The sequence below is a fragment of the Iodobacter violaceini genome, assembly GCF_011601265.1.
In the GTDB taxonomy this organism is placed as follows: Bacteria; Pseudomonadota; Gammaproteobacteria; order Burkholderiales; family Chitinibacteraceae; genus Iodobacter; species Iodobacter violaceini.
Genome location: NZ_JAAOLX010000013.1, coordinates 1 through 11,705, shown reverse-complemented (window position 1 = coordinate 11,705; position 11,705 = coordinate 1). Strand labels below are relative to the sequence as shown.

The window sequence follows — 11,705 nt, the reverse complement described above, 5'->3', positions numbered from 1 at the left end:
TCGGGCTATTTCAAAATGTGGTATGCCCAAACAAAGCCGCTGCTAAGCGTGGCCTGCTTCTTTAGACAACATGGCAATATCAATACCCAGCAAACCCAAGGCTGCGGCATAACGCGCTTCGGGCGGTAAATCAAAAATAATTTTGGGATCGGCTTCTACCGTAAGCCAGGAATTCTGAGCGATCTCGTTTTCTAACTGGCCGGCATCCCAGCCCGCATAGCCCAAAGTCAGAAACACCTGATCCGGCCCCTCGCCGTCCCCCAGCGCCTGCAAAACATCTCTGGAAGTAGACAGCCCCATTTCATCTGAAACGGCCAGGCTGGATTGCCAGCTGCCCAAGGGCGTGTGCAGCACAAAGCCTCGATCAGTTTGTACCGGCCCGCCAAAATGCACCGACAGCGCGGCCATGTCGGGGCGGTGCAGCTCGATATCAATCTGCTCAAACAGCGACGACAGCGTCATGCCCAGCGGCCGATTCACAATCACCCCCATAGCGCCCCGCTCATTGTGCTCACACACAAAGGTCAGGGCCCGGGAGAAAATGGGATCAACGAGGCTAGGCATCGCAATCAAAAAATGACGAGAAAAGTTCATTGCGTTATCCATGCCTGTAATTATCGCACAAGGCGCTAAAAATGGGCGCATCAGCTTGGTGACAAATCATTCAACAACGCCTCGGACCAATGGCACAATACCGCATCCCACTTCACTGCCTTAGTCCATGACATCACTTGTTTGGTTTCGACGCGATCTGCGCTTATTTGATCACGCCGCCCTGTACCACGCACTGAAAGCATCCAAAAGTGTGATTGCCGTTTTTATCTTTGATACTGCCATTTTAGATGGATTATCAAAAGATGACCGGCGCGTGGCATTTATCTGGCACAGCCTGCAGCAATTAAAAAAGAGCTTAATAGAGCAAGGATCGGATTTAATCATTCGCCATGGCGTGGCCAGTGATGAAATCCCCAGCCTGGTTAAAGAATTCAAAGCCACAGCACTTTACTGCAACCACGATTACGAGCCCGCAGCCATTGCCAGAGATCTCAGTGTAGCCGGGCAATTAGCCACCATGGGCTGCCGCTTTTACAGCTTCAAAGACCAAGTGATTTTTGAAAAAGACGAAGTGCTCACAAAAACCGGCGGCATGTACAGCGTATTTACTCCGTATAAACGCGCATGGCTGGCAAAAGTAAATGACTTTTATCTGAAGTCCTACCCCATACGCCCTTATTTAAGCAGCCTTGCGCCGCTGAGTGGCGAAGCAATGCCCACACTGGCAGAGCTGGGTTTTGATGATACAGACGTAAGCATACTCAAACCCGGCATGGACGGCGGCGAGGCACTGTTTGATGACTTTTGCCAACGCATCACGGATTACCATGAGGCAAGAGATTTTCCGGCAGTAAAGGGCGTGTCTTATTTATCTGTGCATCTGCGCTTTGGCACGGTATCGATCAGAGAATTAGCAAAAAGAGCCTGGCAGATTGGTGGCGCAGGTGCAGAAACATGGCTTTCCGAGCTGATCTGGCGCGAGTTTTATCAGCAAATCCTCTGGCACAGGCCTGAAGTTGTTCAGCACGCATTTAAGCCAGAATACGACACGCTGCCCTTCCCGAATAAGCCGGATTACTTTGCCGCATGGTGCGAAGGCCGCACGGGCTTTCCGATTGTGGATGCCGCCATGCGCCAGCTGAATCAAACCGGCTTTATGCATAACCGCCTGCGCATGATTGCCGCCAGCTTTTTAGTCAAAGACCTGCTGATTGACTGGCGCTGGGGCGAGCGCTATTTCGCCGAAAAACTCAATGATTTTGACTTAGCTGCAAATAACGGTGGCTGGCAATGGGCCGCCTCCACCGGCTGCGATGCCCAACCTTATTTCAGGATATTTAACCCGGTTACGCAATCAGAGCGCTTTGATCCTCAGGGTAAGTTTATCCGCCGCTATTGCCCCGAGCTTGCCGCGCTCAGCAATAAAGAAATCCACGCGCCATGGCTGGCTAAAGCTATTTTCGGGCAAAAAGCCAACTATGATTATCCTGAGCCGATTGTGGATCACGCAGCACAGCGCCTGGCTGCACTGGCTTTATTTAAACGCAATTAATTTTTTACCCCCCAGAGAGCCTGTGCCAACGATGCTGAAAATATTCACCCCAGCAAGGTTAATTGCCCTTGGCCTCTTCCTTGCCATAAGCGCCAGCGCCGTCGCTTACTTTGCCATCATGCAAGAAAAAGAGCAGGACGGGCACTGGCCATGGCCTTTGAATGGCGTGCTGATCAATCAATCCGCCCAGCCTGCCAAAGTTTGGGATGATGACCATCTTTACTACACAATTGCCGCAAAAACCCGCTCCGGGGATCACCAGGATATCGATCATGTTCAAGAAACCGCATCCGGGCGCTGGTGCAAATTAGGCATGAAGACTGTTACGCTGAAAGCTGATGGCTATCTGGAAAACTGCCCTTGTTTCTCGCTTGAAGCAGGCCGGGCGTGTATTCAATTTTAACGCTCAGAAGCGGCAATAGATCACAGCCACAGGCAAGCGAATAGCGGCATGATAGACGGCTGACTTTTCAGCGCGCAGACACATGACCCGCACGACCCGAATTCTCTATACCCTGCTTTTCCTTACTATCAGCTGCCTCAGCACCTATGCCTCTGCCATATACTGGCCATGGCCCTTAAATGGCAAAGTGGTAAATCAAAGCAGCCTGCCCGTTGCCGTTTGGGATGGCGAACACGGCATTTACACCCTGCCTGCTCACAGCTTTAGCCCCAAAGCACTGGATGTAGATCATCTGTATTCCAGCCAGAATAACAACTGGTGCAAAATTGGCCCGCTAAAAGTACAAATAGACAGCAAAGGCAATATTGATCAGTGTGAATGCTGGGTAGAAAACGCAGGGGACGCGTGCGATAGCAGCACTGTAGTGGCCGAAGTAAAATCCAGCACTGCGCCTAAAGTGGCACATGCACAACCCGCCAGCATTCCTGTAAGCCAGAGCTGAAGATCAGGCTTAAACGCCCGCATACTTTGGGTAAGAAAAGCACAAATAGTGGATCAGATTAAATCCAAAGTGCAGCAAAACCGCCATTTCTATACGCCGGCTCTGCTGATACACCAAGGCATAGCCCAGCCCCGCCAGGCAAGCTAAAGCCATATATATTGCTCCGCCTGAAAAATGGGCCAGCCCAAACAACAGCGCCGAAGCCCCCACCGCCAGTGCCGTGCCTAAAGGCTTGCTGCTTAAGCGGTGCAAAGACTCCTGCACAAAGCCGCGAAAAAAAGCCTCTTCGGCAACGCAAGTCAGCAGTAAATTCACCAGCAAAAACACCGCCGTATGCGCTGGCAACTTTAAATCCACACGGAAAAACTGGCTTAGCAGCCCAAGCATTATCAGGATTGCAATGCTTGCCAAAGCCAGCCGCCATGAACGCTGCAAGCCCTCTTTCAACTCCGCCCGGCTTGCGGCCTTGCGGCAAAAAATGGCAAGCAATAAGAAGCCAGCCAGCCCTTTATCTAAATTGGCATACAGCGTAAATGGCGGCGAATCAGCGCTTAATTGCACGCCATTAAAAAGCAGCAAATTATTAAAACCCGGCACGCGATGCACCGCCAAAGCCAGCGCCAGCACCGCCGCAATCACGCCCAAAGCCAGCCGTAAAACCCCTGGCAGCCGGTTGCACTCCGCCACCAGCAAGCTTAAAGCAAGCAAAAACACCGCCAATACGCCAACCAGTCCCAGCACACCTGTTGCCAGCCCGGCGCAAAGCGCCAGCCCAAAAAAGACCCAATAAGGCAATACAGCAAACCTGCCCCATCGCACCGCAGGCAGCCACACACATACAATGGCCAGCATTAAAAACACATAAGCGGGAGAACTTAGAAGCTTCAGCATTCAGAACCAATAAAAAGAGGCATACAAAAATCAACGCCGCTAAGCGCTGAATCCCGAATCAAAAAACGTAATCAAGAACAAAACAGGCCTTCCCAAATACAAAACCTATCTGTTTGACCACGACCATACCGGCTTATCTAAATCATGCAGCCCTAAAACCGACGTCTCGCCACAGTCTTTTTGCAAAATAATCGAATTGCAATCTGCCTCACGCTCAAGCGCAGCAACCAGACGGCTGGCATGGCTGACCACAATTACCTGGCTGTGCGCCGACGCAGCAGAAATTAAGCGGGCTAAAGCAGGCAATAAATCCGGATGCAAACTGGTTTCAGGCTCGTTCAGTACCAAAAGCTCCGGCGGGCGCGGGCTAAGCAAAGCGGCAATCAGCAATAAATAGCGCAGCGTACCGTCCGATAACTCCCTTGCCGCCAAAGGGCGCAACAGGCCACGCTGCCACATCAAAACGCTGAAGCGCCCATCATTCACGGTAATCTCGATTCGTGCACCGGGGAAAGCGTCGTCAACCGCCGCCATGAGTGCAGCGGCATCGCCAATCTCAATGATGGTTTGCAGCGCCGCAGCCAGATCGCCACCATCATTCGCCAGAATAGGCGTGTAAGTACCAATCTGCCCCTGCCTGGCGGGCGCGCTGGCATCGGTACGTAAATGATCATAAAAACGCCAGCGGCGCATCGCCTCGCGCAGCTGCAAAACCTCGGGCGCATTCACCGGATCGGCACACTGGCTAAAAATACTGTCGTAAGCAGGCACATGCTGGCTGACCACCTGCCAGCTGCGCCCCACGCGTGTTTTGGCTACGGCATTACGCCTGTCCATCAGCAAGGCCACATCACGCTGAACATTGCCCGCCCAGATTTTCTCACGCTTTATTTCAGGATCGGCCGCAAATAACGATGAGCTGGGTGTGGGCAAACCCAAATCGATCGCATAAGAAAAATCATCGCCAGCAAAACCCAGCTTCAGTGAAACCGCCGCTTTTCTGACCGTTGCCTGAATCGGCACCTCACCACGGCGCATTGCAGCAGAAATACTCTCCGGCCCCGCCCACAAAGTAGAAGCAAAGCCCCCTTCCTGCGCCAAAGACCCAATCAAACGCCCCGCCGCAGATTCCGCAATCAGGCGTAAAGCGCGATATAAACTCGATTTCCCGCAACCATTAGCTCCACTGATAACATTGAGCTGAGCCAAAGGAATAATTAAATCGCGCAGGGAACGGTAATTGGCAATCGCAAGTTTATGCAGCATGGCAACCAACCGGCAAAAAACACCATCATAAAGCCAAGCGCAGCCTGTGGCTTGGGTGTTTCTTTACAAAATGCACAGAGATAAAAAGCCGGGGATAAAAGCTCAGAACTTCAGCTAAATAGCAGGGCGCTGATTATTTGTATTAATTAGAATTACGCTGTTAAAGCCTTAAAATATCGAATTAAACCATTTATTAATGACGATCAGATTTAATCAATCAAGCAGATCATCACTATCTTCCTGACTGCATTACGGGGCGTTATTTTTATAGAAACAGCATAAATTACTTTTTGCATCGTTGTTATTTAATAAACATTGATTGGAAGTTGGGCTTTGCAGGCTTAGTAACAAACTACAAAATCCCAATGAGGTGTATGGCGGGTTAGCCATAAGCCTAACCCACAAATATTTATTACCGCCAGAATGGCGATAAATACAGACCGCCTATTTTATGGCCGTCAGCGCGGGTTGATAAAATCAATCCTTTCTACAAGGTTTTAATTTAATTTTTTTATAAGCTAGTAGATATACTCTCCAAATCACAATCTGGATATATAGTTGAAATAATATTCAGCAATATTTTATATGCCTTGTCTATTTCAGGCGTTTTTTTTGTAATAAATTTATAAGAAGCCACTCTCCCATAAAACAAATCACTTGTGTCAGCTGATGCATATGTTTCAATTTCCACTTTTGTGGGAGTCAGTAAAAAAACAAGCTCTTTCTCATTTAATAAGTTGTAACATTGTGTTATGTAGGCAACGTGACTTTCAAGTGTTTTTAGATATTTAGCAACATCAATCACAGTTTTATCTTTACCTAAAAGCTCAGTAATAAAGCATTCTTTTTTTCTTCTTGCCTTTAAATAAATGGCAAGGCATTTCCTACTTGCAAGCATCCAATCTTCTGGACAAGGAAGATTACTCAATAAACTTACAGCAAAATGATTCAACTGATCCATATTATGTTCAATAGACTTTTTTACCAACACCAATTCAAATGTATCTCTGCGAACAATATTAATAGAAAATTCGTCTGTGAACCGAGGGTCTGCTTGCCCAAGAGCCAAATAGAATTGATTTTTTGCTACTCTTTTCATTTTCTGATTATGCCTTTATTCAAACTACAATATGGTAAAGCGAGTGCTCATCCGAGTATTTATTCAGCACTACTCTCAGATAAGCCCCCATTCTACACACTCACAAAAACCATCTATGCAGATGCTATTGAGCAAAAAACATAATCAGGTTTAATTTTATGCCTAATTATGTCTCTTGCTCCGGAACCCTTGATTTAGCTGCTTGCCCAACATAGCTATTTCGGATGGTCAAATAGGTGGGATGCCCTTATTTCATGACACTTTACTCAAGCCTCGTAAGTGTAAGTGGCTTTATTGGCCCCGCTGGATGAGAACAGGCGGTTGCTATTGTCAGCGTGCTTATAATTTGTAGTCCCCGCCCCAACGGTTTGGTCGGTACGGTTACCGCTGAAATCGTAATAATAGTTAAAAGCTCTGCAGCTTGGGCTGGTGACCGATCAGCCCAACAATTCCATGATGCAAATGTTGGGCTGATAAAGCTTTAGCCCAACCTACCGAGCTAAGCGGACAAAAATTGTCGACAAAACAGGGGGCGATTCAATCTAACCCCCGCATAATAAATTTAACCCAAAAGACAAAGCCAACTCAATGGCGGCACACGGTGTTTAGTGTGTTGCTATTTAGCTGGCCGACAAGCGAAGCACGGCAGCTTATAAAAGATACCCGTGATGAAGTTTAATCAAGAAATACAAGCACAAGAAGAACAAGGAAGAAAGTTATTCCAACACATATAAATACCCAAGGTTTAATTTTATCTTTTGTGCCATCGCGTTTGTAACCACCAATAAGCATAAAATCCCCGGTTTATTTCTCACAACTGCATTTTGATGCTGCAGGATCCCAACTTATTCCTGTTTCACCTTGATCCTTGGTTATCCACCACCAGGACCTCCAGCTAATTGCCCTGCAGAGCCATAAGCATATCGTGCTCTACGAGCCCCTAATTAAGGATAAAATATATGAGAATAGTTGCAATCCAGCCTCCGATTACATAAATCTTTATACCGTCCGCATTCCATCTTCCAGCAAGAGGATGTACAAATTGACACCAGAACGAATTTTCTTTTATTTCGTCTGCTCCCCTCATAAAAACGATCCAAAACACAAACAAAGTCTCAATAGCTATCCCGGCTAATTCCATTGTTCTTACTTCCTTTGAATCTTATCAATTTTATGCGCTATCATTTTTTTTACCCCAATATCACTGGGACTAGTTAGTAAAATAGCAATTTCATATTCATTTTTAGCCATGGCTTCAAAACCTGAATTCTCATACGCTGCAGCTAACCCTAGCCTAGCCTCGACAGAGCTTTCATTAAGCGCAATAGCTCTATTAAATAATTCAATTTTCTTAATGCTTGATAAATTTTTATCATTCATAGCATGGTAAATATATGACTGCGCAACACCTTGATCATGCCAATGCAAAAAATATGTAGTACAAAAAACTGAAAAAAAAAAAAAAATTAAACTCAAAAAAAAGCAGAAAGAACAAGTGCATTACTTCGCATAAAAATGTCCTTGAGATCTATTTTAACTATTACGGATCCCACCCACATACCCATAGATTGTTGGTGGTCAGTCTCGGAAATGTGGCTGCCTATGGGTGTGGCTGCATAAAAAAAACAGAGAAAAATAAATAATTAGCAAAAAAATAGATAAGTACGGAAAGCAATAAATATCCAATAAATGCAAAAATTATCGCACTGTTTGATCTGCGCGCATGAACAAACCTCCCGGCCAGCCAAAAAAATGCCAGATTTAGGCCGCCAACCATCCCAATTGCCCCGGGCCAACTATCAAACAACCCATAAAATAGCGGGAGCAAATCGTTGGGAAACGGAAACAACAATCCGTCAGATAGCATCAATACTACCCTTCTTGCCGTATGCCATTCCTCGTACCCGAGCAAAAGGTTCGCCACCACTAAGGTTAGGCATAATCCAACGTACAGGATAACGCCAACAGCATAAACCATACTGCCAGCCTGCAGTCCTGATAAGAAGTTCGACTTGTCAGTCATTGTTTTATCGCACCTTAATGACGCCATTCTGCATGGCCTTCTGATATTGCTTGTTGGCTTTATCACCAAGCGCATCGCCCTGAAGCCCCTTCATGACGCCGTCAAGTATTTTTTTCTGCTCTGACGTCAGAACCACCGGAGTGCTATTCGGATCAATATCTTTGAACTTAACAGCATCTGACAAGGAAATATCGTTTATGACCTTTTCGGTCAAACCTTCCAACTCATCCTTGTTGAATACATTATTGCAAGCCTTTTGAACCAATTGCTGAGTATTCTTCCTACCTGATGTGGAACCATAAAATTCGGCACTAAGCCTGACGGATCGGTGTAACTCAGCGGATCTCCTCCCACATATCCATAAGTAAGTATTAATCCCTCCCGCTAAACCAATCGGATCAGATTCAATATATCGCCCTGTCGCAGGATCGTAATCCCGGAAGTAGTTGTAGAGCTTGCCGGTTTCTTTATCAAAATACTGGCCGGGGAAGCGCAGGTTGTAGCTGAACTTTTTACCCGTTTTACTTGGGTCTTCGTCAGCCAGGCTATTGCCAAATGGCTCGCCATCCCAGCGCCAGAGGGTTTGCTTGCTGGCTGGATCAGTAATCTGGCGAGGTGTGCCAAGGTGATCGGCCCAGATATAGCTGATGTTAGTGCTGGCACCCGCAGTGCTAAGCACAGCTACCGGCGTATCGCCCAGCCAAATGATTTCCTGCACAGGCTTGCCATCAGCCTGATATTCACCCAGTAAATGGCCCTGAGTATCATTGATACACAGAGCAGGAATAACTCAGCGTATAACTTGGATCAGAAAAAGTTTAATTCCTTTGTTTAACATTCTCAGAGCCAAAGAAATTAGATTTAACTTTACTCTGACCCCAGTTATTCCAACGGTTTGGTCAGTACGGTTGCCGTTAAAATCATAAAAATAATTAAACGAGCTGTTATTGCTGACGGCCAGATTTAGCCGGTCGAGCAGATCGTAGCTATATTCTTTTCTGCGCTGCGGGGCGTTAATGTCATCAATACGGCGAAATTGCTGGCGGCATCGTTGTTATTTAGTAAACATTGATTGGAAGTTGGGCTTTGTAGGCTTAAGGAAAAATACCAAAGCCCAACGTATACGTTCAATTTAGGAGCTAATACGTTTCCAGCACTGTACAAGCCTCTCAAGTTCAATCACTTCAGAATAGTGTTCATTTTTACTATCTGAACATACTGTTAGCTCTTGATAAAACATGGCCCAATCACTTTCATTTAGCTCATAAAAAAATGAAGCTATTTCTAACGAAAAAAATTGTACATATGCCTCTTGGATAAACAGCAGCTTTTCGAGATTAAAGACAGATCCTTCAAAAATTGAAAACCCATATAGATTATCTTTATATTGTTGAACATGAGCTAGCGCAACTTTGAAATAACTATTGCCAGCATATTCCTCTCTACCCTTGTCAAGGAATAGGCCAATTTTATTATAAACATCATAAAAACCAGCGGACTCTGAATTTGCTATTTTTTTTACATCCCCACCTTGGATACCCTTAGCGTAAGCTGCAATCTCAATTTCTTCATCGCCTACATTAACTTCAAAATAAATAGTATATTTTTTAGAAATCAAGTATCGCATTTTTAATATTTCGCTGTTGGTGATTTAGGACCAAGAGTAATTTCTCGATCTGCATCTTGATTATATGGACAACCTCTGACTCTAGCTGCACTGACAAAAAAAACTTCAGCTTACGAGCTGTTATGACTAATGGCCAGATTTAGCCGATCGAGCAGATCATAACTATATTCCTGGCTGCACAGCGAGGCATTAATGTCTTCAATGCGGCGTAAATTGCTGGCGGCGTCATTGTTATTTACTCAACATTACTTGAGTGTTGGGCGTTGTAGACTCAGCCACACACTACAAAAGCCCAATGTGGTGTATGGCGGGTTAGCGATAGAGATAACCCGCCACTATTTTGAATAGCCAGAGTGGTGATGAATTAAAAGCAGCCAATTTGACGGCCGTTAGCTCAGGTTGATAAAACTAACCCGCCTTACTTGGTTAAATACTGCTCCCAAAAAACATCCAACGCTTGACTTGACAAATAGCAGCCTTGTTTATCAGCAAGATAATCAAGTACCTTAGCAATTGCATTATTCTGGCTAATAGACCAATAATTAATCCGTTTTTCAACCCAAGACAACCTAACCTCACCATTACTAAACGGAGGAGTTAGCATTGACAAAACACAATCAACCATAACATCTGCATTAGCATAATCCTGCACAAACCATCGTAAATATGAGGCAACATAATAAGAAAACGCCTTATCAGACAATCGATAAACAACCCCCTCTGTAAATAAAAGGTCACTATCTTTTACTTCTCCCCATCGCTTATTATTAAATATATTAATTGCACGCCTGCAATCTTCCAACTGGCATTTATTATCAAACAATAAATCAACACTACGAATAGTATGTGCATCATCAAAGGCAGATTCAAGCATATGTAACAATTCAAACTTATCCATACCACCCCCTAACACCCTTTAATCGCAGAATAAACAATACATTTGTTCAAGCTATTACGAGCATTTTCCCTTTCTAACTGATGTCGTAAATCACCACCATGGAAACACATATTCATTACATCATTTCTTGCATTTATGCAGGCATTATTCATAACCATCTTATCTTTAATTACAGCACAGCTATCTAAACCACCGCAGCCTCTTCCTCCAGAAACATTACACATTTGATCTTTTCTATTTTTTAAATAATCATAATTTCCTTTTGAACAATCACCAGGTGGATCAACTCCATCACCAGCATACTTACCGTCATTTCCACAAGTCTCTTTCCACCATTTTTTCGCCTTTAGTACAATATCATCCGGCGAATCAGCTTGAGGCTGCCCATATTCATTCTTATTATTCATATTATTTTGAATCGGAATTAGCAGCGGAACTGGCCCTGGAATTATGCCCGCTAATCCCACAGGATCAATCGCTGAAACCGGATTCCCACCCACATAGCCATAAGTATTAATCCCGCCAGCCAAACCAATCGGGTCTGATTGAATATACCTGCCGGTAGCCGGGTCGTAATCCCGGAAGTAGTTGTAGTGCTTGCCGGTTTCTTTATCAAAATACTGGCCGGGGAAGCGTAGGCTGTAGCTGAATTTCTTACCCGTATTGCTTGGGTCTTCATCTGCTAGGCTGTTACCAAAGGCTTCACCATCCCAGCGCCAGAGGATTTGTTTGCTGGCTGGGTCAGTAATCTGGCGAGGCGTACCAAGGTGATCAGCCCAAATATAGCTGATGTTAGCGCTTGCGCCCGTTGTACTGACCACGGCTACCGGTGTATCGCCCAGCCAAATGATTTCCTGCACCGGCTTGTTATCTGCCTGATATTCACCCA

The 11,705-nt window shown here is 45.5% G+C and carries 13 protein-coding genes; 3 read left to right on the top strand and 10 right to left on the bottom strand.

What is annotated here, in order from left to right; genetic code table 11:
• Positions 1 to 42: 42 nt before the first annotated feature.
• The gene (locus HA050_RS19185) at positions 43 to 594 is read right to left on the bottom strand and encodes a YqgE/AlgH family protein (protein ID WP_233702997.1); all 552 of its coding nucleotides are present in this window, start codon (positions 592 to 594) and stop codon (positions 43 to 45) included.
• A gap of 127 nt (positions 595 to 721) precedes the next feature.
• Here HA050_RS19185 and HA050_RS19180 point away from each other — a divergent pair, with 127 nt between their 5' ends.
• The 3 genes from HA050_RS19180 (at position 722) to HA050_RS19170 (ending at position 3,012) form a co-directional block, all read left to right on the top strand.
• A complete protein-coding gene (locus HA050_RS19180) occupies positions 722 to 2,107 on the top strand; it encodes a cryptochrome/photolyase family protein (protein ID WP_166829830.1) in 1,386 nt (461 codons plus the stop codon).
• A 31-nt stretch (positions 2,108 to 2,138) separates the two neighbouring features.
• Positions 2,139 to 2,510: a hypothetical protein gene (locus HA050_RS19175; RefSeq protein WP_166829827.1), complete on the top strand. Its 372-nt coding sequence runs from the start codon at positions 2,139 to 2,141 to the stop codon at positions 2,508 to 2,510.
• A gap of 82 nt (positions 2,511 to 2,592) precedes the next feature.
• On the top strand, positions 2,593 to 3,012 hold the full coding sequence (locus HA050_RS19170) for a hypothetical protein (protein ID WP_166829825.1): 420 nt from the start codon (positions 2,593 to 2,595) through the stop codon (positions 3,010 to 3,012).
• 9 nt (positions 3,013 to 3,021) lie between these two features.
• Here the strand turns inward: HA050_RS19170 and HA050_RS19165 are convergent, their stop codons facing one another.
• From HA050_RS19165 to HA050_RS19120, 9 genes are all read right to left on the bottom strand, one after another.
• Positions 3,022 to 3,903, bottom strand: coding sequence for a CPBP family intramembrane glutamic endopeptidase (locus HA050_RS19165; RefSeq protein ID WP_166829822.1), 882 nt, complete (start codon positions 3,901 to 3,903; stop codon positions 3,022 to 3,024).
• Positions 3,904 to 4,008: 105 nt separating this feature from the next.
• Entirely contained in the window at positions 4,009 to 5,169 is a 1,161-nt protein-coding gene (locus tag HA050_RS19160; protein ID WP_166829820.1) for an AAA family ATPase, read from the bottom strand.
• Between the two features lie 511 nt (positions 5,170 to 5,680).
• On the bottom strand, positions 5,681 to 6,268 hold the full coding sequence (locus tag HA050_RS19155) for a hypothetical protein (protein ID WP_166829817.1): 588 nt from the start codon (positions 6,266 to 6,268) through the stop codon (positions 5,681 to 5,683).
• Positions 6,269 to 7,414: 1,146 nt separating this feature from the next.
• On the bottom strand, positions 7,415 to 7,696 hold the full coding sequence (locus tag HA050_RS19150) for a tetratricopeptide repeat protein (RefSeq protein WP_166829814.1): 282 nt from the start codon (positions 7,694 to 7,696) through the stop codon (positions 7,415 to 7,417).
• A 172-nt stretch (positions 7,697 to 7,868) separates the two neighbouring features.
• Positions 7,869 to 8,291 carry a hypothetical protein gene (locus HA050_RS19145; protein ID WP_166829812.1) on the bottom strand — a complete coding sequence of 141 codons (423 nt, stop codon included), beginning with the start codon at positions 8,289 to 8,291 and terminating at the stop codon, positions 7,869 to 7,871.
• A gap of 4 nt (positions 8,292 to 8,295) precedes the next feature.
• Positions 8,296 to 9,009, bottom strand: coding sequence for an RHS repeat domain-containing protein (locus HA050_RS19135; RefSeq protein WP_205836512.1), 714 nt, complete (start codon positions 9,007 to 9,009; stop codon positions 8,296 to 8,298).
• A gap of 414 nt (positions 9,010 to 9,423) precedes the next feature.
• The gene (locus tag HA050_RS19130) at positions 9,424 to 9,918 is read right to left on the bottom strand and encodes a hypothetical protein (protein WP_166829807.1); all 495 of its coding nucleotides are present in this window, start codon (positions 9,916 to 9,918) and stop codon (positions 9,424 to 9,426) included.
• A gap of 418 nt (positions 9,919 to 10,336) precedes the next feature.
• The gene (locus HA050_RS19125; protein ID WP_166829803.1) at positions 10,337 to 10,816 is read right to left on the bottom strand and encodes a DUF6714 family protein; all 480 of its coding nucleotides are present in this window, start codon (positions 10,814 to 10,816) and stop codon (positions 10,337 to 10,339) included.
• Positions 10,817 to 10,824: 8 nt separating this feature from the next.
• On the bottom strand, positions 10,825 to 11,705 hold an 881-nt coding region (locus HA050_RS19120), incomplete at its 5' end, for an RHS repeat-associated core domain-containing protein (protein WP_277344430.1).

Bases quoted from the DNA above. Each gene is read 5' to 3' on its own strand.
- HA050_RS19185 (WP_233702997.1), bottom strand. From the start codon at position 594: ATGAACTTTTCTCGTCATTTTTTGATTGCGATGCCTAGCCTCGTTGAT.
- HA050_RS19180 (WP_166829830.1), top strand. From the start codon at position 722: ATGACATCACTTGTTTGGTTTCGACGCGATCTGCGCTTATTTGATCAC.
- HA050_RS19175 (WP_166829827.1), top strand. From the start codon at position 2,139: ATGCTGAAAATATTCACCCCAGCAAGGTTAATTGCCCTTGGCCTCTTC.
- HA050_RS19170 (WP_166829825.1), top strand. From the start codon at position 2,593: ATGACCCGCACGACCCGAATTCTCTATACCCTGCTTTTCCTTACTATC.
- HA050_RS19165 (WP_166829822.1), bottom strand. From the start codon at position 3,903: ATGCTGAAGCTTCTAAGTTCTCCCGCTTATGTGTTTTTAATGCTGGCC.
- HA050_RS19160 (WP_166829820.1), bottom strand. From the start codon at position 5,169: ATGCTGCATAAACTTGCGATTGCCAATTACCGTTCCCTGCGCGATTTA.
- HA050_RS19155 (WP_166829817.1), bottom strand. From the start codon at position 6,268: ATGAAAAGAGTAGCAAAAAATCAATTCTATTTGGCTCTTGGGCAAGCA.
- HA050_RS19145 (WP_166829812.1), bottom strand. From the start codon at position 8,291: ATGACTGACAAGTCGAACTTCTTATCAGGACTGCAGGCTGGCAGTATG.
- HA050_RS19130 (WP_166829807.1), bottom strand. From the start codon at position 9,918: ATGCGATACTTGATTTCTAAAAAATATACTATTTATTTTGAAGTTAAT.
- HA050_RS19125 (WP_166829803.1), bottom strand. From the start codon at position 10,816: ATGGATAAGTTTGAATTGTTACATATGCTTGAATCTGCCTTTGATGAT.